We start from the raw sequence: 21,893 nt of genomic DNA on the forward strand, positions 1-21,893 counted from the left end.
CTTTTTAGGGTATAAAAAAGAGAAGTCGGTAAAACCAACCTCTCTATTTAGTTCTTTAGAATGGTAAATCATCATCGCCAACAGTAATTGGTGGTCCACTTGGTTCTGGTGGCGTTACATTCGATGGTGCCACAAACTTGACTTTAGCAAATGTTTTATCATCCTTATTTGTTTCGTGTTTTACATAAGCTAAAACTGTTTTACCTACAATCTCACGTACAACAACAGCTAAATCTAAATCTTGTTTACCTGTGTAGCCACAAGCTTTCAAGAATGAGTTACGTTTCCTTTCAGTGTCTTCTTTGTAATCTGGAATACTGCTAGTTAGATATAGCGTGTTATATAAGATTTTTGCTCCTTGATGTTTTTGTTCAATATCTGAACGGATTTCTACATCAAATCCGATAGAATATTGACCTTGCCATTCTTTTGCTTCAGCAGTAATAATCGTAACTTCATATTTACCTTCCTCTACTAAGCCAAACCCTTGTGATACATTTTCTTCATCAAAATTAATTTTGAAACTCATTATTTACTTCCCCCTATTTTTTCATTTGTAGATGACACTATTAATTCACCTTGTACGCAGCCTTTACGCTGATCCAAATGATTCTTAGCATAAGTACTTTGGTCGCCTTCTAGGACAAATCCCCGTGTACCATCTGCTTTTTTCACTAACCTAGCAACAACACTAACAACACCCAAAATATGATTAACAATTTTATCCCGAATATCCGGAATAAATTGAGTGTACTGCTGCCCATTTTCATGTGTAATAGTATGCGTTGTTTCCCAAGCGGTAAAAATGATATTTGCATCTAAAGTTTTAAATGTTTCTACTAACTTTAAAAGATGGTTATCTAGTAAAGCGTAATCCTTCAATTCAGGCATACCACTTTTTGTATTTTCACCTTTCTTCAATAACCATAACTTTTGATAATGCGTTAAGTTATCGATAAAGATATTGTCGTATTTATTAATGTTCGCTTTAGCATGTCCATAAAATTGTAAAATGCTATCATGTGGATTACTTTCATCAATCTCCGCTACATCTACATTTTCATATCCTTCTAAAACTTGGCTTGTTCCATCAATATCAAGAACTAATGTTTTTCCTGGTAGCAACCCAGCAACCGTCGTTTTACCGTCACCCGGTTTTGAATACATGATAATTTTTGCATTATTACTTTTCGTAATTTCAGTACCGTTTTTGATTTTCATTTATAAATCTCCCTCCTATTCTTTAATATCTAATTCTGTAGCTTTACTTTGCAGACTCTCTAGCATCTGTGGAATATTAAGCCTTTGAATAATATCAACGGATAACTGTTCTTTTAGATTGTTTTCAAGCGCCTTAACTATTGTTTCCTCTGCATCTTTTCTTGCAGTTTGAATCATCGTGCTAACTTTAGAAGTAAGCTCCTTAGCAAGATAGTTTTGAATAAAATACTCGCTTATGGATAACTTTCTATCACCTGAGTACTTAGCCTCTCGGCCATTTTCATCAAGTGTTTTTTCAGTCAGATATCGTTCATACCTCATACCAATAAACTCACTGATCGGCATTAATTCCACTTCTGATCCCCAACCATTTTTCTTATATGGTATTTTTAATTCATCGATTTTCTTTTCCAAAGCTCCATGAATAAAATTATCTATAACCTCATTTGCCTTTTCCTCAACTTCACGTTCGATTTTCGCTAAAACCTTTTGTTCTGCTTTTTGAATCAATCTATCCTGTAAGCCCGTAATAACTTGACTTTTGATTAATTCATCAAGATTTTCACCTTCTTCTAACCAATCTACATCTAATTCAATTTTTACTTTAGCCATTTTTATTAAACCTCCACACTGTAAGAAATCATCTCTGGCTTAATCGTCACCCCTGGAACAATTTGTCCATCCTCATCTACAACTACTTTTTCATCACCGATTTTCTTGATTTTGAATTTCTTCTTTAACTCTCCCCATTTGATTTCGGTTTTAATGCAATCATCAAGTCCATTTTCAATGGCATAATCCAATAGTTTGGTTTCATCAGCCTTTTCCAGTGCTTCACTACTCTTACGAGTTTTTGATTTACCATAAGGCGTACTAATTGTTTTCTGTTTTGGATCTGCTGCAAGTTGTTCCACATGATAACGTCGGATATGATTTTCAAAGAATGAAATACTATTGTGGATAGGCTTCAACTCATTTTGCTCCCACTCAGTAATACGGTTACGTTCAGAATTTGCTAACGTTGTGATTTCTTTTTCCTTTTCTTTAAGAGCACTGATTTTACGTAACGACCAGTTGAAACCATCAATATCCGTAATTTCAAATTGTTGCTCCGTATCTTGTAATTCATCTACTTCTAATAATTCATTTTGTTGTAATGCATTCATCGATATTACCTCCAAAGATATTTTTTATTTGTTCTTCAGTGTGGATAGAATAATAAGTTATGCCGTTTCGCTTGAAGTTAGCTCGAAAAGGATAATCAGAACACTCACGTGTTACTACTTCCAAATCTCCTTTTTCGTTAAGAAGTTCTTCAAACAATTCATCAGTTACTTGCACTTCGTTTCCAAAGACATTCAAGATTCCATGATTTTCTGCTGAATTAATAGCTTGTATATATTCTTCAATCACTTTAATATCCATTACTGCCATTCCTCCCCTACAGCTTTTAATGCAGCTTTGCAAATAGCTAAAGGAGCAGTTCTTTCATATCCCTGATATTTATCTTTTAGATGTCCACTTGGGAAATGTTCAGTTATAATCACATTTGTCATTCTGTCTTCAATAAATATTTCCACTGATTTAAATGACTCTTGTAATTTATCAACAACTAACCATGCATCTTCCATATTCATACTAAATTTAGGTAATTCACGATGAACCATACCTATTGGCTTAGAAACCCACATTGATTTAAGGATTGATGTTTCAGGTGGTTTAATCCATCCCATGACCTTTTCTGCAACTAATTCATCAATTGGTTTATCATTCATTTCAGGTCCTCCTTGATCGTCATTGGAGTAAGTTCAAACGTCTCATCAACAATACTTTTTATATCAATCGTTAATTCTTCAAACCCCTTATTTTTTTCATTGTAAAAACCGACTACAATACTTAATGGTTTTACAAATTTAACGATGCAAGGTGTACTAATTTCTGTACGTCTGCTGTAGTTGTATTTACTCAACCAATATGCGGTACCACTTTTAATGTTTTCCGTATCAAATTGTGGTTTATTTACTATCATGCCTTTCACTCCTTTACACAAAGTCAATTCATGCTATAATGACCAAGAAATATGTTTTTATTAGACCGTCAGCCCCAACTGGCGGTTTCTCTTTAATCCAAATCAACATCTTCTAAATCCATGTTGTATTCTTCACCCATATTGTCACTTACACGAACAGAAACTCCAGTTGGATATTCCTGCGCATCAATAATAGTTAAATTCCTTGTAACAGATCCTGTTAAACCGATTAAATCAGTTCTTTTTTTAACCTCATTTTCCAATTAACTCACCTCCCTTCGAGATGAAACCTTACGGTTCATTTCACTTAATTCACGCCTTCTTTTCATCTCTTCCACGAACATTTGCGCAGGGCTGTTCTTCGCTTCAGCACATCTTTTTACAACCTCTGAAGCTTTCATTAATTTACTTGCGGATAATACTCCGTTCATGATTGGTCACGCTCCTTTTTCTCTTGTTCTGCTTTACGAGCAGCTAATACACGAGGAACCATTGTTTTCATTAAAAATTCAACCATTTTCAACTTAGTTTCTTCACTTGGTGGATTATCCAACACTGTTCGCTTCATTGATACCATCCCTCTCAAAAACTTCATATTTCATGAAGTTAGTTGGCAAAAAAATTTCTTCAATTCCTTTGCCAAACTTTTGAGCAATTAAAAACATTTCATTCGCCTTAAATTGAGTAACCCCATGCTCTTTGTTGACATATGTTCTTTTATCAACTCCTATTAAATCAGCCATATCCTGTTGATTTAACCTATTATACATACGCAACTTTATTAGATTGTCTTGCAATGTTCCCACCTCCTCGCTAACGATTTTCATATTACATGAAGTTTTGACATATTTCAACATTTATTTTCATATTTTATGAAATTTATTTATTATTTTCTCGTTTCATGAAATTTTTAGTTTAAAACTTCATGAAATATGATATAATAGAGTCTGAAAGGAGGTGAAACTTCATGAAACAAGATGTTTCTAAATATGTTGGTAAACAAATTAAAAACTTTAGGAAACTAAAGAAAATGACACAAAAAGAATTGGGATTACGAATAGGAAAAAAACATAATACAATTTCATCTTATGAAAATGGGACAAACGAACCTGAACAAGATGTACTATTTGCAATAGCACAAGCATTGGATATATCTATTAATGATTTGTTCCCACCAACAAATGAAGTGTATAAGACGAATACTCCAACTATTTCTTTAATAAGTGAATCTTCATATACTTATGTTCCAACTGCAATTTCAGCTGGTTTACCTCTAGAAATTGATGGAATGACAGAAATGGATTTGGAAACTATACATATTCCCGATGCATTAATGGGGAAATGGGCAGGTAGGGAAGATATTTTTATGACTCGTGTTAATGGTGACTCGATGAATAAAGTTATTCCACATACCTCTTTGATTGCCGTAAAAGAAGTTACTTTAGAAGATCTTTACGATAATGACATAGTTGTTTTTAGTAACGGCTGCGATTATTCTGTAAAACGTTTCTTTAATGATAAGGAGAATAAGCGAATAATTTTCCGACCAGATTCATATGACAATCGTTTCTTTGATTACACAGTTTCTTATGAGGATGCTGTGAATATAAAAATACACGGTAAAGTAGTGATGTACATAGCTACATTAGACTAATACCTAAATAAATTAGATCTTTAGCGCTAAAAATTTAATGGACAGCCTTGCTAGCTGTCCTCTTTTTTAAAGGAGAGAGAATAGTGACTGTTGGAATTTATATAAGAGTAAGTACCGAAGAACAGGTGCGAGATGGCTTCTCTATCTCAGCTCAACGTGAAAAATTAAAAGCATATTGTATTGCACAGGATTGGGATAATTTTAAGTTCTATGTGGATGAAGGTGTGTCAGCAAAAGATACAAATCGTCCACAATTAAACATAATGTTAGACCATATCAAAAAAGGATTAATCAATACTATTTTAGTTTATCGTCTAGATCGTCTAACACGTTCTGTTATGGATCTATACAAACTACTAGATACATTCGATAAATACAATTGTGCTTTTAAGTCAGCAACAGAAGTTTATGATACTTCCACAGCTATGGGGAGAATGTTTATTACAATTGTTGCCGCATTAGCTCAATGGGAAAGAGAAAATTTAGGTGAACGTGTACGAATGGGACAATTAGAAAAAGCTCGACAAGGAGAATATTCAGCAAAAGCTCCTTTTGGATTTGATAAAAACGATCATAGTAAACTTGTGATAAATGATATTGAAAGTAAAGTGGTTTTAGACATGGTAAGGAAAATTGAAGAGGGTTACTCTATCAGACAACTTGCCAATCATTTAGACAGCTATATTAAGCCCATAAGAGGTTACAAATGGCATATACGAACCATATTAGATATTCTGTCTAATCACGCCATGTACGGAGCGATAAGGTGGTCTAATGAGATAATAGAGAATGCACATCCAGGAATTATTACGAAAGATAGATTTATGAAATTACAAAAAATCATTTCAAGTCGTCAAAATTTCAAAAAGCGTCAAAGTAATTCAATATTTATTTATCAAATGAAATTAGTATGTCCAAACTGTGGTAATCGTTTAGGTAGTGAGAGGTCCAGATATTACAGAAAAAAAGATGATCAACATATAGAATGTAATCAATATCGTTGCCAAGCTTGCGCTTTAAATAAAATAAATAAGCCTTTCGCTTCCAGTGAAAAGAAAATAGAAAAAGCTTTTTTGAAATATATTTCAGATTTACGTTTCGAACATATTCCACTATTAAAAGAAGATGATAACGAATCTGAAATAATAAAAAAACAAATTTCCAAAACAGAACGTCAAAGAGAAAAATTCCAAAAAGCATGGTCTAATGATTTAATGACCGACGAAGAATTTACTGATCGAATGAAAGAAACAAAGAAAATGCTGGAGGAATTGACCGAAAAACTACATGCTTTAAAACCAATCGAAAATACAAAAATCGATTGTGATGTTATAAAAGATATTGTAGATAATATTAAAAACAATTGGTCATTCCTACCTCCAACAGATAAAAAACAATTCATGAATATGTTTATAGAGAGTATCAAAATTGATAAAAAGGATGGAACTACAGAAGTATTAGATATAGCATTTTATTAGTGTTTATGTTACATTTACACAAACAAAATGCTCTTGTTGTAAAAAACGCATTTCTTCCATCATGTATTTCGCACAATCTTCTGGACTTCGAATACTATATCTATTTTGATATTCTAAACGTACCATTCTTCTGCCTAGTTCAAAGGCTGCCATAAGTTGCGATGCCTTTGAAATCCCAATACCATGTATACTAATTAGCTCTTCTAATGTTGCATCTTTCAACATACGTAAGCCATCAAATTGATGTAAAATTTTATCTGACAACTTTAAAACTGTTTCTTCTTTAGAACCTGTTCTGAGTAACACTGCGAGAAGCTCTCGATTTGATAAACTTCCAGCACCTTCTAACAATAAACGCTCCCGTGGCTGTTCTTCTCTTACAACATCACGAATACCGTTCATCTCTCCACCCCTTTATTTGTTCTCTCAAAGAAAACCCCATGCAATTTTACGCATGGGTTACATCAATATCAAATTGTTTTAATTCCCGAACGAGACGTGCAATTGGTAAGCCAACTACACTATAGTAGTCCCCTTGAATATTTTGAACGAAAATAGATCCTTTACCTTGAATCCCATAACTACCGGCTTTATCAAAAGGTTCTTTCGACGCGACGTATGTATCAATTTCCTCTTCTGTTAACTCCCAAAATGTAACTTCTGTACGCTCATAAAAAGTAACCGTTTTTTCTTTTGCTATAATTGCAACACCTGTATACACTTCATGTGTTTTCCCTGATAGTAATTGCAACATCTCTTTCGCCTCATCCTCATTAGAAGGCTTACCAAGAATACGCGACTCATATGTAACAATTGTATCTGCACCTAACACAATGTGATCACTATTATTTTCTGCCACCGCTGATGCTTTTTGCAAGGCAAGCGACATTACAATATCAGAAGGCGATGAATATGCACCAATTGTTTCCTCTACTTCACTTACAACGATTTCAAATGGCACACTAGCTAACTCAAGCAATTCCTTCCTCCGAGGTGACCCTGAAGCTAAAATTATTTTTCTCATATTTTCTCCTTCCTTTCTCACATGAAGCAGAACAATTTATATTAATCGTATCAAAGGAATAGTTTGCCCACAAATAAAAGAAATATTAATTTCTCTAACTAAAATAACACTTCTTTATTGCATACGATTATATTCCTGTCATAGAGAAAGCACTTTGCTCTAAATTCAAAAGAAAAGAAAGAAGTACATGTACTTCTTTCTTACTCATTTTATTATCCTATCATTTCACTTTCTACGAAACAATTTTTTCATACGAGAGTAAACCATCAATAATAACTTGATTTAATTTCGCCAAAGATTCCTTATCCATCTTCCCATCTTTTACTGTTTGTACAGCTACCGACGTATACATATACAGTTTCTTTGCTTCTTCTTGTTTCATACTTTTCCCTTCTTTTTCAACCTTTTTCCATTCTTTTTCAATTACTTCTATATCTTTTGCGCTGCTTTTTCCACCAACTTGTACGCTAGAAGCATATTTTGCTAAATGAGTGTATAATGGCTGCACTTTTGTTAAAAATGTTCCTACTTCTTTATCATCTTTCAGCAATGCTTTATCTGTTATATCCCAGTTCTTTTTTAAAACGGAGACACCATCATTTTTATACTTAGTCATTAATTGATTTATAGACTGTTCATCGCTAGCAATACCAACAACTATTGCATACTTATCACCGCTCGGTCTCAAAGCACCAATGCCCCCATTGCCTTTCCATTCTTCAAGAGCTGCCTGTCCCTTTTCTTCAGAAGAATAAAGCCCCCCTTGAACAAAAAATAATTTCATTGGATCCAATGACGTTCCTGCTTGTGCTTTTTGTTTTTCTTCTTTCGGTGCTGGTGTTTGTTCTGCCGTTCCACCCACCTTTGATTCTCCATTTCCAGTCGGCCTTGAAGCTGTCACTTCACTTCCTCCTGTCGTTCCTTGTCCAGTAAGTAAATGAAGCATCCCCATTCCAAACGCCGTACCGATAATGATTGCAGTTGCAACGATTACAATTAATGTATTACTCCACTTCTTTCGGTATTTTTCCACAGACATTGATTTCGCTTTTTGAAACGGAACAACATTTTTCGGTCGTTCACTTTCTACTACCATCCATTCAAATTCATCTTTCTTTTTTTCCTCATACTTCGCTTCTGTTCCATTCACTTTCACTGAGATCGTTCGTGATTGCTTGTCCATACACTCACACCTCACCTCTTATCGTTGTCCGCATCATATCATATTCATTTCATAAAAAAACGAGATATTTGTCAGAGGAATTCGCCAAATAACCCTATATATTTATCTTATATGTATGCATTTGACTTCATTTGTAGAACAAAAAAACTAGATAGCAAAGACTATCTAGTTTTTCTCGCAAATATATTTTCGTACTTCAGAAATGAAATAAAGAGAACCTGTTATGATAAAAACATCATTTTCTGCTATCATTTCAACTTTTGTATCAATTGCCTCTTTCCAATTTTCAAAAACTAATTTTGATTCTTTCTGTGAATATGATGCAAGCTTATCAGCAGAAATAGCACGATCAAAGGCGAATGTTGTAAAAATAATTTCATCTGCAATGGTTTCTAATTGGCCTACCATGTTATGTAATTGTTTATCACCAAGGGCAGTAAATAACACTATTACATTTTTATCTTTGTAATGCGCTTCTACTGTTTTCACAAGGCTTTCGATACCTTCTGGATTATGAGCACCATCTATAATAATATCTGGATTACTTTGCAGTTTTTCAAAGCGCCCCACCCAATACGCTTCCTGTAATCCAGTTCTTATTTCTTCTTCCTCAATTAAAAATGATAAGTATGTTTTTACATACATGACTGCCATAAGCGCAAGTGCTGCGTTTCCTACTTGGTGGCTGCCTTTCATTGTGATTCGCACATCTTCAAAAGAGGCGAAAGGACAAGTGAAATCGAACTGTTCTCCATCTTCACTAGACTGTTTATGTAATGCTGTAAAATGGTTGCCCATCTCGTATAAGTTTGCATGATTTTCCTTTGCAACATTTTGAATGACTTGCAAAGCTTCTTCATCTTGTACACCAGTAATTACCGGCACGCCAGACTTAATAATCCCCGCCTTTTCATATGCAATTTCTCCTAGTGTATTTCCTAAAATATGCATATGATCGTGACCGATATTCGTAATAATCGTGAGAACAGGGTGTATAACATTGGTAGAATCAAAACGTCCACCAAGCCCTGTTTCAAATAAAACAACATCACAGAAATTGAATTTGCCGAAATAGCAAATCGCCATAACAGTAATAATTTCAAACTCTGTCGCTTCCCCTAAATCCGTTTCATCTAGTTTTTCCACGACTGGTTTTACCAGCTTTACAAGTTCAGTAATCTCTTCGTCTGCAATTGGTGTTCCATTCACACTAATGCGTTCATTAAATGATTCGATGTAAGGAGAGGTAAACGTTCCTACCTTATATTTCGCGCCTTCTAACATGTAACGCATATATGTTAACGTTGAACCTTTTCCATTTGTACCAGCAAGATGAACACATTTTATATGACGCTCTGGATTTCCAAGTTCTTCTAACATCCAATTCATTCTTTCTAATCCTGGCTTAATTCCAAATTTCAATCGGCTATGGATCCACCCTATCGCTTCTTCGTATGTATGTATCACGTATATTTTTCCCCTTTCAAAAGACAACTTTCATAGTTCTATTATACGCAAAGAAAAGAGACTCACCAATATAGTGAGTCTCTAAAAACATTTTTACTTTTCAAGATCTGCTAGACGTTGACGAACTGCTTCGCGTTTTTCTAGGTAATCTTGCTCTTTCGCACGCTCTCCTTCAATAACCGCTGCAGGAGCTTTCGCTACGAAACCTTGGTTAGAAAGTTTCTTCTGTACACGTTCTACTTCTTTATCGAACTTCTCAAGTTCTTTCTCAAGACGAGCTCTCTCTTCATCAAGATTGATAAGATCAGCTAACGGTAAGAATAACTCTGCACCTGATACGATTGCAGTCATTGCTTTTTCTGGCGCTTGTAAGTCCGTTTGAATTGTTAATTCGCTTGGGTTACAGAAACGCTCAATGTAAGAGCTATTTTTCGTAAGTTGAACAAGTACAGCCTCATCTTTTGCTTTAATTTGCATTTGAACTTTTTTGCTCATTGGCGTATTTACTTCTGCACGGATGTTACGAACAGAGCGAATGATATCAACTAGAAGGTGCATTTCTGCCGCAGCCTCCGTATCTTGTAAATCTTCGCGAACTGTTGGCCACGCAGCTACTGTAATAGACTCGCCTTCATGCGGTAAATGTTGCCAAATTTTCTCTGTTACGAATGGCATGAATGGGTGTAATAGACGCATTGTTTGATCTAATACGTAAGCTAAAATAGAACGAGTTGTTTTCTTAGCTGCTTCATCTTCACCGTATAGTGGAAGTTTCGCCATTTCAATATACCAATCACAGAAATCGTCCCAAATGAAGTTGTATAATGAACGACCAGCTTCACCGAACTCATATTTATCCATGTTACGTGTTACGCTTTCGATTGTTTCGTTTAAGCGAGTTAAGATCCACTTATCCGCAACTGATTTTTCACCAGTTAAATCGATTTCTTCATACTTCATATCATCCATGTTCATTAATACGAAACGTGATGCGTTCCAAATTTTATTAATGAAGTTCCAAGTAGATTCTACTTTTTCCATGCTGAAACGTAAATCTTGACCTGGTGCACTTCCTGTTGATAAGAAGAAACGCATTGCATCTGCACCGTACTTCTCGATAACATCCATTGGATCAATACCGTTACCAAGAGATTTACTCATTTTACGACCTTGCTCGTCACGAACTAAACCGTGAATTAATACATCTTTAAATGGACGCTCGCCTGTAAACTCTAAACCTTGGAAAATCATACGAGATACCCAGAAGAAGATGATATCATAACCCGTTACTAGTGCATCTGTTGAATAGTAACGTTTGAAGTCTGCTGAATCTTCATTTGGCCAACCAAGTGTGGAGAATGGCCATAATGCTGAACTGAACCATGTATCAAGTACATCGTTATCTTGATTCCAGTTTTCAATATCTGCTGGTGCTTCTGTACCTACGTATACTTCACCAGTTTCTTTATGGTACCAAGCTGGAATACGGTGTCCCCACCATAATTGACGAGAAATACACCAGTCATGAATATTTTCCATCCAACGTAAATATGTGTTTTCAAAACGCTCTGGTACGAACGTTACTTTTTCTTCTTCTTTTTGTTGAAGCGCTACTGCTTTTTCAGCAAGTGGAGCCATTTTTACGAACCACTGTGTTGATAAATAAGGCTCAACAACCGCACCGCTACGCTCACTATGACCTACTGAATGCATATGTGGCTCGATTTCTACTAATACGCCAGCTTCTTGTAAGTCTTTTACTAATTCTTTACGGCATTCGAAACGATCCATACCGTTATACTTACCAGCTTTTTCGTTCATCGATCCATCTTCGTTCATTACTAAGATGCGTGGTAAGTCATGACGGTTACCTACTTCAAAGTCATTCGGGTCATGAGCTGGTGTAATTTTTACAACGCCCGTTCCGAAATCTTTTTCTACGTACTCATCAGCAATAATCGGAATCTCACGGCCTACGATTGGAAGTGTAACTGTTTTTCCGATTAAATGTTTGTAACGATCGTCTTCTGGATGAACTGCTACTGCTGTATCACCAAGCATCGTTTCTGGACGAGTAGTAGCAAGACGAATGTGACCAGAACCATCTGTTAACGGATAGTTCATATGGTAGAATGCACCTTGAACTTCTTTATGAATTACTTCAATATCAGAAAGAGCTGTACGTGTTGCTGGATCCCAGTTGATGATATATTCACCACGGTAAATTAAGCCTTTTTCGTATAATTGAACGAATACTTTATTAACCGCATCTGATAAACCTTTGTCTAATGTGAAGCGTTCACGAGAATAGTCTAGTCCTAAACCAACTTTCCCCCATTGTTGACGAATGTGAGAAGCGTACTCTTCTTTCCACTCCCAAGCTTTTTCAAGGAATTTTTCACGGCCAAGATCGTAACGTGAAATACCTTCTTCACGAAGTTTTCCTTCTACTTTCGCTTGTGTTGCGATACCAGCATGGTCCATTCCTGGAAGCCATAGTACATCGTATCCTTGCATACGCTTCGTACGAGTTAAAATATCTTGAAGAGTTGTATCCCAAGCATGACCTAAGTGTAACTTACCAGTTACGTTCGGAGGTGGAATTACAATTGTATACGGTTGTTTCTTCTCGTCTCCTGTTGCTTCAAAATATTTGCCTTCAAGCCACCATTGATAAAGGCCTTCTTCAACGGACATATGATCATATTTAGTTGGTAAATTCTTTTCCGTGTTTGACATTATTTTCCCTCCTTAAAATAAAAAATGTCCCTCATCCAAAAAGGACGAGGGACATCGCGGTACCACCTTTATTTACAAACAAATTCATAATTTGCTTATACTCTTAATTTGATAACGGACAAATCCGTCTTTTCCTAATAAGAACTATTCCGTTCAGAAAAGATGCTCCAGGGCTACCTTCTAACATAACTATCTAGAGAATCTCCCAGCTAATGATTCTCCTCTCTGAAGACGTTTCATGTTATACTCTTCCCCTTCAAGGCATTTATATGATTGTTAATTATTATATACAATAGTGTAAAAAACGAAACCTTATTCGTCAAGATAAATTTAAAACTACAGCTTTTGGTGCCAAAAAGAAGATAAGTAGAATCCTCTACTTATCTTCTTTACCCCGCTATTTGTGGGCAGTAAGACCTCCACCTCAAAACTCAGCTGAAGCAAAGAAGTTAGATGGGAGCCCTGGTGCCCGTAAACGCCCAATTAGTGAAGGCTAATCATCAGCGGGGAATGTTTACTTTATCCGTTCCCTTGCTGGGCAGCTTGTAATTGTGACAGGAAATATTCTATATTGCTAACGAGCCAATGCGATTGTTGCAAACTCTTTACTCCGCGCAGTTCATTTTCCTCGTTATGATTATCTCTTCTTTTCTTATAAGACTGGATTTGCCGAATAAATTGCGATGGATACGTCATATACGCAAACATAAGTAGTTGCTCTTCTTTCGTAAAAGGGAAATTTTTTTGATACATTTGAAACCATTCAAACCGATCACTTCTTGCGATTGGATATGTGTTTAAAGACCGTGAATAAAAACCTACTATATCTTGCACAGGCGTTGCAAACTTCGATTTTTCTAAACTAATAAAATAGCCATTCCGTTCATAGTCAAATAAAAAATGATTCAGTGACACATTACCATGCACAAAAGTAATACGCGTTTTCTCCTTTTCTTTCATCGCATCGTTCCACTCATTTAATTGCTTCGTTGCAAATTCACGCGCTCTCATTACATGATGATAGTACGTACAATATTGCAATTCAAACGGGGACATATACCATTTTGATTCAGATTCTACGAGAAACTCTTCTAACATCTCACCATCATTTTCCCAACGATCGGATATACTTGTATAATGTTTTTCTAAATCTTCTTCCGTATACGTTTCTTCCTTCACAGTTTTTTGATGCAACGTTCCAAGTGTCTGAAACATTTTATGGTATTGATCATTGTCCTCACCGTTTCCTTCTGCACGTTCTAACCAAGGCATTAAATAATAATTATACGTCCCGTCACTTAAAATATAACTTCCATCCGTCGCATGATATATAGGTACATAATTTGAAAAACCTTTCTCCTTCAAATATTGAATATGATGCAGAAAGTTATTCCGCTCTAACTTTCTGCCTTCTATTTTCTTGAGTGCATATGGACCTTGATTCGTATAAATTTTCATTACATTTCCGTGCTCTTCCATATGCTGCGTATCCAATCTATATTGCCTCACGATAGGTTCATAGTGATTTCGCAACTCAATATCCATACGAATAACCCTTTCTATTCAAAACATAGCCTCTAAGAAAGGAAGTGAGTGAAAACACTCACTTCCTTATTTCGCCTTTACCCTTGAAACGGGAATATAAATAATTTGCCCCGTATTTAAAAATATATCTTCTGTTTGATTGACACGGTATAAATTTTGTACAGACGTTTCATAACGGTCTGCAATAGATTCAATTGTATCCCCTTCTTGCACGAAATACATTCTTAACTTTGTAAATTCTTCTTCCGGTTCTTTCGTAAATAGTTTTGTTAAATAAAGCGCATTTTCATCTCGCTGTGAGTACTCTTCTTCTTGTTCTTCCTGCTTTTTCGCTTTTTCTTTCTTGAAATCTTTTCGTCCGAACAGTTCAAATTGCGGCGTTGTTTCTTGCTCCTCTTCACGTTCCACAAATTCATGTTCTTCTATTTTCTCTTCTTCTAATTCCTGCTCTTTTCTTTCCTCTAATTGGAACGGTTCAAATGCGTAATCTTCCCACTCATCTGATTCCTTATATGCTGGTTCTTCTACATGCGGCGCCGGTCTATTTTCATCCTCTTGCGCTGAATCTTCTTCTAACTCAGCATACACCGTTTCTTCCTCTTCAACTTCATCCTCGCTTCTCTCTTCATCACACAAACCGGTAATAGATATATCCGCTAATAATTGTAAGCAACCATTTTCCTTTAATTCATAATCAAATTCCTCGATTGATACATATAGCTCTTCAATTACTTTCACTCGATTTCTCGGAATTGATATTTCAAGTGGAAAGGAATGAACAAGTTCATTAACCCCATCTTCTCTTGTTTCTACATAATCAATTGACTTTGCTGGCGATAGTTCTCTTAATGAATACGCGGAATCATCTTTTCGTGCAACATACTCTCCCGTTAAATCTAATTGTCCTCTCACGATTACTTCATGATCAAGCTCTTCTATCTCAACGTCTGGATCTAACGAAATTGACAAAAGTTCTTCGACTTCCTGTCCTTTTTGGAACCACACAGATTCTTTTAATGAAAATCGTAATGAATGATCTGTAGCCACTTCTTTTCCCCCTCCCAAACTATATGTCATTACAGATTTATGTGTGGGAAGCTTACTTTATGAATAAAAAAAATCGCTCCCCTTATGGAGAGCGATTTTCTCTAATACACTACGCTTTTAATTTTGACATTGCAATTTCAGCTGCTGCAATCGTCGCTTCAATATCTGCATCACTATGTGCTGTCGATAAGAATAAACCTTCGAATTGAGATGGTGGTAAGAATACACCTTGTTCTACCATTTCACGATAGTAAGCCGCAAAGAATTCTAAGTTTGAAGATTTTGCTGCATCGTAATTAATAACGGGTTCATCCGTAAAGAAAATACCAATCATAGAGCCTGCACGGTTAATATGATGCGGAATGCCATGTTTTTCAGCTGCTTTACGTAATCCAGCTTCTAACATTTCAGCTTTACGCTCAAATTCTACATATGATTCTGGCGTTAACTGTACTAACGTTTCATAACCTGCCGCCATTGCAAGTGGATTACCTGATAAAGTACCAGCTTGGTAAATCGGTCCGCTTGGCGCAACTTGGCGCATAATTTCCGCTTTACCACCGTATGCTCCTACCGGTAAACCACCACCGATTACTTTACCTAGGCATGTTAAATCAGGCGTTACGCCATAATAACCTTGGCCACAATTATAAGCTACTCGGAACCCTGTCATTACTTCATCAAAAATAAGCAATGCACCGTTTTGTTCTGTTACTTCACGAAGACCTTCTAAAAATCCAGGCTGCGGAGGAACAACCCCCATATTTCCTGCTACTGGTTCTACAATTACACAAGCAATATCATCACCGAATTGTTCAAACGCGTATTTTACGCTTTCTAAATCGTTATAAGCTACTGTAATCGTATTTTTCGCTACACCTTCTGGTACACCAGGACTATCTGGTAAACCTAAAGTCGCCACACCAGAACCAGCTTTAATTAATAACGAATCACCATGACCGTGGTAACAACCAATAAATTTCAAGATTTTATTACGACCTGTATAACCACGAGCTAAACGTAGTGCACTCATTGTTGCTTCCGTTCCAGAGTTAACCATACGCACAATCTCAATTGATGGCACGCGCTCAATAACAAGTTTTGCTAATTTATTTTCAATTTCTGTTGGTGCACCGAAGCTTGTACCTCTTTCAGCAACAGATTTTAACGCTTCTACAACACGATCATTTGCATGACCATGAATTAAAGGACCCCATGATAATACGTAGTCGATGTATTCATTCCCATCGATATCATATACTTTAGAGCCTTTTCCACGCTCCATAAACAACGGATTCATCCCAACAGACTTAAAGGCACGAACCGGGCTATTTACGCCACCAGGCATTAAGTCTTGCGCCTCTTCAAACGCTGCAATTGACTTATCAAACTTTTTCATTATTTAGCGCCTCCTTCTTGTAACCATCTTGCTGCATCTTTTGCATGATACGTAATAATTAAATCTGCCCCTGCACGTTTCATACTAATTAATTTTTCAAGAACAACTTCTTTTTCATTAATCCAACCATTTTGCGCTGCCGCTTTAATCATCGAATATTCACCACTTACATTATAAGCGACAACTGGTAAATTAAAGTTATTTTTCACATCACGAACGATATCTAAGTAAGAAAGAGTTGGTTTTACGATTAAGAAATCTGCACCTTCCATTACATCTGATTCTGCTTCACGGAATGCTTCCATACGGTTTGCCGGATCCATTTGATATGTTTTACGGTCACCAAATTGCGGTGCACCGTGCGCAGCATCACGGAATGGTCCATAAAATGCTGATGAATATTTCACAGCGTACGACATAACTGGCACGTGTCCAAAACCATTTTCGTCTAATGCATGACGAATTGCTGTTACGAAGCCGTCCATCATGTTTGATGGCGCAATAATATCCGCTCCTGCTTTCGCTTGACTTACAGCTGTTTTCGCAAGAACTGCAAGAGACTCGTCATTTAAAATAATCCCATCTTCAATTACACCGCAATGACCATGGCTTGTAAATTGACATAAACATGTATCTGCAACTACTACTAGCTCAGGGAAATCACCTTTAATTTGCTGAATAGCACGTTGTACAATTCCATGATCACAATATGCTGATGATCCAACTTCATCCTTTTCAGCAGGTAAACCAAATACAATAACAGAACGAATACCTAAATCAACAACTTCTTGCATTTCAGCTTGCAATAAATCTAAAGACATTTGATATACGCCCGGCATAGAAGGAACTTCATTACGAACATTTTCACCTTCTAATACAAAAATAGGGTAAATAAAATCTTCCGTATGTAAAAACGTTTCACGCACAAGTGCACGCATGCCCCCGCTTTGTCTTAAACGACGATGACGATTAAATTGTAAAGAGTTCATAGATTTCTATCCCCATTCTTTCATTTTATAGATTCACAAACATATTGTAGTAATGCTTCTACAGTGTACTCTTTCGGCACAATAACAGACGGAAAATAAAGACTTGCCTCTTTTTCCGTAATAGGTCCTATACAAGCAATTGTACATTTTTTTGTCCATTCTCTCCAGTTTGTACCCTCAAGTAAACGAACAAAACTAGTAACAGTTGAAGGGCTCGTAAATGTAATAATGTCTACTTTCCCTAACTTCAATGCTGCTATAAGTTCTTGCTTTTTTTCTATATTCACTTTCGTACCGTATACGATTAGCTCATCTAGAGAAACACCAATTTCCCGAAGTGCAACCGGAATTACCTCTCTTGCTAAATTCCCTTTCGGAAATAAAATACGTTCGTTTCCACTTAATTCTTTTAGAAACTCTTCTGCAAATGCTTCTGCAACAAATGAAGTCGGAACAAAATGAACTTGATAGCCCCTTTTTTCTAACTCTAATTTTGTTTTCACACCTACCGCAGCGATTCTAATGGTTAGCGGTAGTTTCTTTTTTAAACTATCTAGAAAAAAAGCTACACCATTTCTGCTCGTAAAAATAACCCAGTCGTATGAATGTAGCTGCTCTTCAATATGTTGAATTTGCCTATGAGACATACCTTCCATACGCAAAAGCGGAATTTCCAATGGAATTCCGCTCTTTTCTTTCACTGCTACACTCATTTGTTTCGCTTGATGCTGGGCACGTGTAATCAATACCGTTTTTCCAGCGAGAGCGTTCATATTTATTGTTGCTCCTTATTTGCAGCAAGAATGAGTTCTTTGGCGCCTTGTTTAATTAAACGGTCCGCGGCCTCTAACCCTACTTCCTCAGGATTAGTACCCACTACTGTCTCTTTTAATAAAACAGAGCCATCCATAGAGCCGACAAGAGCTGTTAATTCGATTGCATCGTTTTCTGTAAGGGTTGCATATCCAGCAATTGGAACTTGGCATCCACCTTCAAGTTTATGAAGAAATACTCGCTCCGCTGCCACTGTTCTTTCTGTTATCGTATCATTAATATGCGCTAACAACTGCAATAAATCCTTATCATCCTCACGACACTCAATCGCTAATGCACCTTGTCCTACAGCAGGTACACATAACGTATCATCTAAATGTTCTGTAATAACATCATTATCCCAGCCCATTCTTTGTAATCCAGCTGTCGCTAAAATAATCGCATCGTAATCTTCTTCTTTTAATTTACGTAAACGTGTATCGATATTCCCGCGAATCCACTTCACTTGTAAATCTGGTCTCGCAGCGAGTAGCTGTGCACTACGTCTTAAACTACTCGTACCTAAAATAGCACCTTCCGCTAACTCTTTAAACGATGCTCCATTTTTTGAGATAAAAGCATCACGAGGGTCAACACGCTTTGGTGTACAGCCAATCATTAAACCTTCTGGAAGTACGGCTGGCATATCTTTCATACTATGTACAGCCATATCGATTTCTTTCGTAAGTAACGCATGCTCAATTTCTTTAACGAACAAGCCTTTTCCGCCTACTTTTGAAAGAGTAACATCTAAAATAACATCACCTTTTGTGACAATTTCTTTCACTTCAAATTCATATGGTAGACCTAGGGCTTTTAACTGATCAATAAACCAGTTTGTTTGCGTTAATGCTAGTTTACTCTTTCGTGACCCTACAATAATTTTGCGCATAATTCTCTCTCCTCATTATAAATACCAAAAGTGGAAATTGGACAAACTGCTTAATAGAAAAATGTTTACTAGCATTACGAGAAACGATCCGATATTCCACTGTACAATTTTCTTACCTTGCAACACATCTGCCGCTCGTAAATATAAACCTGTGCAATACACAAATAGAACGACAAAAGATCCGATTACTTTCGTATCATACCAATGGAAATTATCCAATTTTGTATATCCCCATATACATCCTAATAAAATTGCTAGTAAGAAAAATGGAACAGAAAATAAATTTAATCCGTAAGACATAGATTCTAGCTTCGGTAAATTCCCTAACCTTCTTAATCTCGCATTCCATTTTTTCTTTTTTAATAGGCGATATTGCAATAAATACATAATAGAAAAAATGAACGATACAGTAAACGTTGCGTAAGAAATAATTGCCATACCGACATGCACGTATACAAGTTCTGAAACTAATTGTTCCGCAAGTACTGGCGACATCTTTCCGAGCGGTGTAAAAATAGAAAAAGCGCTTACGCCAAATGCTACAACATTTGTAAAAAAGACTAAAAAGTCAATTCTCATAAATCGATTAATAACTAACGACATCGTAATCAATAACCAAACATAAAAATAAATCCCTGATAATAAAGTTAAAATAGGATTCGTTTCTGAATCTGTAGCTCTAAGCAACATAAAAATAGACTGCAGGACCCATACAATCGCAAGTAACCAAAAAGCAAATCGGTTCGCCTTTCGGTTACTTTGGAAATAATCTATAAAATATAAACTAATGCTACAAGCATATAAAATAATTGCAATATGATAAATAATACTGTTATTTAAAAAACTCATCCGATCATCCTTCCAAATTATAAAGATGGAACGGATGGTGTCCACACTCTTTTATGTTCTACTTCTTCCGCACGACTCTCTACTTCTTCCGTTTCTAAATCAAAAATCTTTGCAAATAACGCTAATTTTTCGCTCGCTCCCTCTTCAGCAGCTATTTCTTTCGCTACTAAAATTGGGTCTTTTAATAATTGATTAATAATACTTTTCGTATGCTTACTAATAACTTTTTTCTCACGATCACTAAGGTTTGGTATTTTTCGCTCTAGGCTTGCCATCGTTTCACTTTGGATTGCAAGTGCCTTATCACGAAGAGCTGATATTAATGGAACAACACCAAGTGTACTTAACCACGTTTTAAACAGAACAATTTCCTCTTCAATCATAAATTGAATTTTCTCTGCCTCTTTCAAACGCTCAGCACGGTTTGCCTCCACTACTCCTTGTAAATCATCAATATCATACAAGAAAGAACCTTCTAGCTCATCAATCGCTGGATCAATATCACGCGGCACTGCAATGTCAACCATAAATAATGGACGACCAGAGCGCATTTTCTCCACCTTTGTCATCATCTCTTTCGTAATGACATACTCAGATGCACCAGTTGAACTAATTAAAATATCTGCTTCTAATAATGCACATTGTAATTCGCTTAACGATTTTGCATGTCCCATATATTTCTCAGCCATTACTTCTGCTTTCGAAAGCGTCCTATTCATAACTGTTACTTTACGAGCACCACTTCCATATAAGTTTTGTAGTGCAAGTTCGCCCATTTTACCAGCACCAAGAATAAGCACATGACAATCTGTTAACTCGCCAAATATTTTCTTTCCAAGCTCAACAGCAGCATAACTAACAGACATTGCACTTTCCCCGATTGTTGTTTCTGAGTGGGCACGTTTTGCTAATGTAATGACTTGCTTAAACAATTCATTAAAAATTGTGCCTGTTGCTTTAACTTGTTGCGCTTCTAAAAAGCTATCTTTTATTTGACCTAAAATCTGCGTTTCTCCGACTACCATTGAATCTAAACCGCACGTTACGCGGAATAAATGATCTATTGCGCCATCTTGTTCAAAAATAGTTAAATATGGCGCGACTTCTTCTATTTCAAGCTGAAACCAATCAGCTAAAAACTTCTTAATATAATACCGTCCCGTGTGTAATTGATCGACAACAGCATAAATCTCAGTGCGATTACAAGTTGACACAATGACATTCTCTAACACGCTCTTTTGATTTTGTAATGTAGTCATCGCTCGCTCTAGTTCTGCTGCCTGAAATGTGAGTTTCTCACGAAATTCTACAGGGGCTGTTCGATAATTTACACTAACAACAAGAATATGCACGCAGCATGTCCCCCTTCACCCGTTTTATCACTTTATCTACTATCATAATACAACTTTCCTCTTATGAATCTGACAATCGTGTGAACAACCGATTATTTTTTAATTATTCTCCGTATGTAATAAAGGAGATTCAGTAACACTAATAAAAAAATTTCTACTTTATAATGATTATAAATTAATAACTCTATTTGTACGTTACCAAAAAAAGCCCT

At 36.2% G+C, this 21,893-nt stretch carries 25 protein-coding genes, 1 pseudogene and 1 other annotated feature; of the genes and pseudogenes, 2 read left to right on the plus strand and 24 right to left on the minus strand.

The annotated features are described in order from the left end of the window. Nucleotides 1–55: 55 nt before the first annotated feature. The 11 genes from V7S45_RS22005 to V7S45_RS22055 form a co-directional block, all read right to left on the minus strand. Complete coding sequence (locus V7S45_RS22005) at nucleotides 56–529, minus strand: DUF669 domain-containing protein (protein ID WP_000008625.1); 474 nt, start codon at nucleotides 527–529, stop codon at nucleotides 56–58. Continuing rightward, nucleotides 529–1,221 carry an AAA family ATPase gene (locus V7S45_RS22010; protein ID WP_000694784.1) on the minus strand — a complete coding sequence of 231 codons (693 nt, stop codon included), beginning with the start codon at nucleotides 1,219–1,221 and terminating at the stop codon, nucleotides 529–531. The genes V7S45_RS22005 and V7S45_RS22010 overlap by 1 nt, the downstream gene beginning before the upstream one ends. Before the next feature lie 15 nt (nucleotides 1,222–1,236). After that, nucleotides 1,237–1,833, minus strand: coding sequence for a hypothetical protein (locus tag V7S45_RS22015; protein ID WP_325856855.1), 597 nt, complete (start codon nucleotides 1,831–1,833; stop codon nucleotides 1,237–1,239). A 5-nt stretch (nucleotides 1,834–1,838) separates the two neighbouring features. Beyond that, nucleotides 1,839–2,387 carry a host-nuclease inhibitor Gam family protein gene (locus V7S45_RS22020; protein ID WP_342761485.1) on the minus strand — a complete coding sequence of 183 codons (549 nt, stop codon included), beginning with the start codon at nucleotides 2,385–2,387 and terminating at the stop codon, nucleotides 1,839–1,841. Beyond that, nucleotides 2,365–2,646 carry a hypothetical protein gene (locus V7S45_RS22025; protein ID WP_327869400.1) on the minus strand — a complete coding sequence of 94 codons (282 nt, stop codon included), beginning with the start codon at nucleotides 2,644–2,646 and terminating at the stop codon, nucleotides 2,365–2,367. Before V7S45_RS22025 ends, V7S45_RS22020 begins: the two co-directional genes overlap by 23 nt. After that, a complete protein-coding gene (locus V7S45_RS22030; protein ID WP_342761486.1) occupies nucleotides 2,646–2,996 on the minus strand; it encodes a hypothetical protein in 351 nt (116 codons plus the stop codon). Before V7S45_RS22030 ends, V7S45_RS22025 begins: the two co-directional genes overlap by 1 nt. After that, complete coding sequence (locus tag V7S45_RS22035) at nucleotides 2,993–3,250, minus strand: hypothetical protein (protein ID WP_342761487.1); 258 nt, start codon at nucleotides 3,248–3,250, stop codon at nucleotides 2,993–2,995. Before V7S45_RS22035 ends, V7S45_RS22030 begins: the two co-directional genes overlap by 4 nt. Nucleotides 3,251–3,342: 92 nt before the next feature. Next, entirely contained in the window at nucleotides 3,343–3,513 is a 171-nt protein-coding gene (locus V7S45_RS22040) for a hypothetical protein (protein ID WP_165365583.1), read from the minus strand. Next, a complete protein-coding gene (locus V7S45_RS22045; protein WP_342761488.1) occupies nucleotides 3,514–3,681 on the minus strand; it encodes a hypothetical protein in 168 nt (55 codons plus the stop codon). After that, nucleotides 3,678–3,818 (minus strand): hypothetical protein, encoded by a 141-nt coding sequence (locus tag V7S45_RS22050; RefSeq protein ID WP_171840937.1) that lies wholly within the window; start codon nucleotides 3,816–3,818, stop codon nucleotides 3,678–3,680. Before V7S45_RS22050 ends, V7S45_RS22045 begins: the two co-directional genes overlap by 4 nt. Continuing rightward, a complete protein-coding gene (locus V7S45_RS22055) occupies nucleotides 3,796–4,047 on the minus strand; it encodes a transcriptional regulator (protein WP_074642902.1) in 252 nt (83 codons plus the stop codon). The genes V7S45_RS22050 and V7S45_RS22055 overlap by 23 nt, the downstream gene beginning before the upstream one ends. Nucleotides 4,048–4,217: 170 nt before the next feature. Here V7S45_RS22055 and V7S45_RS22060 point away from each other — a divergent pair, with 170 nt between their 5' ends. Continuing rightward, on the plus strand, nucleotides 4,218–4,904 hold the full coding sequence (locus tag V7S45_RS22060) for an XRE family transcriptional regulator (protein WP_074642906.1): 687 nt from the start codon (nucleotides 4,218–4,220) through the stop codon (nucleotides 4,902–4,904). Nucleotides 4,905–4,987: 83 nt separating this feature from the next. Further along, on the plus strand, nucleotides 4,988–6,382 hold the full coding sequence (locus V7S45_RS22065; RefSeq protein ID WP_342761489.1) for a recombinase family protein: 1,395 nt from the start codon (nucleotides 4,988–4,990) through the stop codon (nucleotides 6,380–6,382). 15 nt (nucleotides 6,383–6,397) lie between these two features. Here V7S45_RS22065 and V7S45_RS22070 read toward each other — a convergent pair. The 13 genes and pseudogenes from V7S45_RS22070 to hemA form a co-directional block, all read right to left on the minus strand. Then, nucleotides 6,398–6,784: pseudogene (locus V7S45_RS22070) on the minus strand (UPF0758 domain-containing protein); the annotation flags it as partial. A 46-nt stretch (nucleotides 6,785–6,830) separates the two neighbouring features. Then, entirely contained in the window at nucleotides 6,831–7,406 is a 576-nt protein-coding gene (locus V7S45_RS22075) for a Maf family protein (protein ID WP_001226290.1), read from the minus strand. Between the two features lie 232 nt (nucleotides 7,407–7,638). Next, nucleotides 7,639–8,589 (minus strand): stage II sporulation protein B, encoded by a 951-nt coding sequence (locus V7S45_RS22080; RefSeq protein ID WP_000361009.1) that lies wholly within the window; start codon nucleotides 8,587–8,589, stop codon nucleotides 7,639–7,641. Nucleotides 8,590–8,754: 165 nt separating this feature from the next. Continuing rightward, nucleotides 8,755–10,056, minus strand: coding sequence for a bifunctional tetrahydrofolate synthase/dihydrofolate synthase (gene folC / locus V7S45_RS22085; protein ID WP_000582039.1), 1,302 nt, complete (start codon nucleotides 10,054–10,056; stop codon nucleotides 8,755–8,757). Nucleotides 10,057–10,149: 93 nt separating this feature from the next. Beyond that, nucleotides 10,150–12,795 carry a valine--tRNA ligase gene (locus V7S45_RS22090; RefSeq protein ID WP_088345823.1) on the minus strand — a complete coding sequence of 882 codons (2,646 nt, stop codon included), beginning with the start codon at nucleotides 12,793–12,795 and terminating at the stop codon, nucleotides 10,150–10,152. A gap of 37 nt (nucleotides 12,796–12,832) precedes the next feature. After that, nucleotides 12,833–13,064, minus strand: a binding site (T-box leader). A 250-nt stretch (nucleotides 13,065–13,314) separates the two neighbouring features. Further along, complete coding sequence (gene ysxE / locus V7S45_RS22095) at nucleotides 13,315–14,340, minus strand: spore coat protein YsxE (RefSeq protein ID WP_088345821.1); 1,026 nt, start codon at nucleotides 14,338–14,340, stop codon at nucleotides 13,315–13,317. 66 nt (nucleotides 14,341–14,406) lie between these two features. After that, on the minus strand, nucleotides 14,407–15,417 hold the full coding sequence (gene spoVID / locus V7S45_RS22100) for a stage VI sporulation protein D (protein ID WP_002024850.1): 1,011 nt from the start codon (nucleotides 15,415–15,417) through the stop codon (nucleotides 14,407–14,409). Nucleotides 15,418–15,496: 79 nt separating this feature from the next. Continuing rightward, complete coding sequence (gene hemL, locus V7S45_RS22105) at nucleotides 15,497–16,786, minus strand: glutamate-1-semialdehyde 2,1-aminomutase (protein WP_000712943.1); 1,290 nt, start codon at nucleotides 16,784–16,786, stop codon at nucleotides 15,497–15,499. Next, the gene (gene hemB / locus V7S45_RS22110) at nucleotides 16,786–17,775 is read right to left on the minus strand and encodes a porphobilinogen synthase (protein WP_088345820.1); all 990 of its coding nucleotides are present in this window, start codon (nucleotides 17,773–17,775) and stop codon (nucleotides 16,786–16,788) included. Before hemB ends, hemL begins: the two co-directional genes overlap by 1 nt. Before the next feature lie 20 nt (nucleotides 17,776–17,795). Next, nucleotides 17,796–18,548: a uroporphyrinogen-III synthase gene (hemD, locus tag V7S45_RS22115; RefSeq protein WP_000992353.1), complete on the minus strand. Its 753-nt coding sequence runs from the start codon at nucleotides 18,546–18,548 to the stop codon at nucleotides 17,796–17,798. A 2-nt stretch (nucleotides 18,549–18,550) separates the two neighbouring features. Continuing rightward, the gene (hemC, locus tag V7S45_RS22120; protein ID WP_001226407.1) at nucleotides 18,551–19,480 is read right to left on the minus strand and encodes a hydroxymethylbilane synthase; all 930 of its coding nucleotides are present in this window, start codon (nucleotides 19,478–19,480) and stop codon (nucleotides 18,551–18,553) included. A gap of 15 nt (nucleotides 19,481–19,495) precedes the next feature. Next, nucleotides 19,496–20,329, minus strand: coding sequence for a cytochrome c biogenesis protein CcsA (gene ccsA, locus V7S45_RS22125; RefSeq protein WP_000008991.1), 834 nt, complete (start codon nucleotides 20,327–20,329; stop codon nucleotides 19,496–19,498). A gap of 17 nt (nucleotides 20,330–20,346) precedes the next feature. Continuing rightward, the gene (hemA, locus tag V7S45_RS22130) at nucleotides 20,347–21,681 is read right to left on the minus strand and encodes a glutamyl-tRNA reductase (RefSeq protein ID WP_342761490.1); all 1,335 of its coding nucleotides are present in this window, start codon (nucleotides 21,679–21,681) and stop codon (nucleotides 20,347–20,349) included. Nucleotides 21,682–21,893: the final 212 nt, after the last annotated feature.

This window comes from Bacillus sp. BR3(2024) (assembly GCF_039134555.1).
GTDB classification, from domain to species: Bacteria; Bacillota; Bacilli; order Bacillales; family Bacillaceae_G; genus Bacillus_A; species Bacillus_A cereus.

Excerpts from the sequence above, each read along its gene's own strand:
- V7S45_RS22005 (WP_000008625.1), bottom strand. The coding sequence starts at position 529 with ATGAGTTTCAAAATTAATTTTGATGAAGAAAATGTATCACAAGGGTTT.
- V7S45_RS22010 (WP_000694784.1), bottom strand. The coding sequence starts at position 1,221 with ATGAAAATCAAAAACGGTACTGAAATTACGAAAAGTAATAATGCAAAA.
- V7S45_RS22015 (WP_325856855.1), bottom strand. The coding sequence starts at position 1,833 with ATGGCTAAAGTAAAAATTGAATTAGATGTAGATTGGTTAGAAGAAGGT.
- V7S45_RS22020 (WP_342761485.1), bottom strand. The coding sequence starts at position 2,387 with ATGAATGCATTACAACAAAATGAATTATTAGAAGTAGATGAATTACAA.
- V7S45_RS22025 (WP_327869400.1), bottom strand. The coding sequence starts at position 2,646 with ATGGATATTAAAGTGATTGAAGAATATATACAAGCTATTAATTCAGCA.
- V7S45_RS22030 (WP_342761486.1), bottom strand. The coding sequence starts at position 2,996 with ATGAATGATAAACCAATTGATGAATTAGTTGCAGAAAAGGTCATGGGA.
- V7S45_RS22035 (WP_342761487.1), bottom strand. The coding sequence starts at position 3,250 with ATGATAGTAAATAAACCACAATTTGATACGGAAAACATTAAAAGTGGT.
- V7S45_RS22045 (WP_342761488.1), bottom strand. The coding sequence starts at position 3,681 with ATGAACGGAGTATTATCCGCAAGTAAATTAATGAAAGCTTCAGAGGTT.
- V7S45_RS22050 (WP_171840937.1), bottom strand. The coding sequence starts at position 3,818 with ATGAAGCGAACAGTGTTGGATAATCCACCAAGTGAAGAAACTAAGTTG.
- V7S45_RS22060 (WP_074642906.1), top strand. The coding sequence starts at position 4,218 with ATGAAACAAGATGTTTCTAAATATGTTGGTAAACAAATTAAAAACTTT.
- V7S45_RS22075 (WP_001226290.1), bottom strand. The coding sequence starts at position 7,406 with ATGAGAAAAATAATTTTAGCTTCAGGGTCACCTCGGAGGAAGGAATTG.
- V7S45_RS22080 (WP_000361009.1), bottom strand. The coding sequence starts at position 8,589 with ATGGACAAGCAATCACGAACGATCTCAGTGAAAGTGAATGGAACAGAA.
- V7S45_RS22090 (WP_088345823.1), bottom strand. The coding sequence starts at position 12,795 with ATGTCAAACACGGAAAAGAATTTACCAACTAAATATGATCATATGTCC.
- ysxE (WP_088345821.1), bottom strand. The coding sequence starts at position 14,340 with ATGGATATTGAGTTGCGAAATCACTATGAACCTATCGTGAGGCAATAT.
- spoVID (WP_002024850.1), bottom strand. The coding sequence starts at position 15,417 with ATGACATATAGTTTGGGAGGGGGAAAAGAAGTGGCTACAGATCATTCA.
- hemL (WP_000712943.1), bottom strand. The coding sequence starts at position 16,786 with ATGAAAAAGTTTGATAAGTCAATTGCAGCGTTTGAAGAGGCGCAAGAC.
- hemB (WP_088345820.1), bottom strand. The coding sequence starts at position 17,775 with ATGAACTCTTTACAATTTAATCGTCATCGTCGTTTAAGACAAAGCGGG.
- hemD (WP_000992353.1), bottom strand. The coding sequence starts at position 18,548 with ATGAACGCTCTCGCTGGAAAAACGGTATTGATTACACGTGCCCAGCAT.
- hemC (WP_001226407.1), bottom strand. The coding sequence starts at position 19,480 with ATGCGCAAAATTATTGTAGGGTCACGAAAGAGTAAACTAGCATTAACG.
- ccsA (WP_000008991.1), bottom strand. The coding sequence starts at position 20,329 with ATGAGTTTTTTAAATAACAGTATTATTTATCATATTGCAATTATTTTA.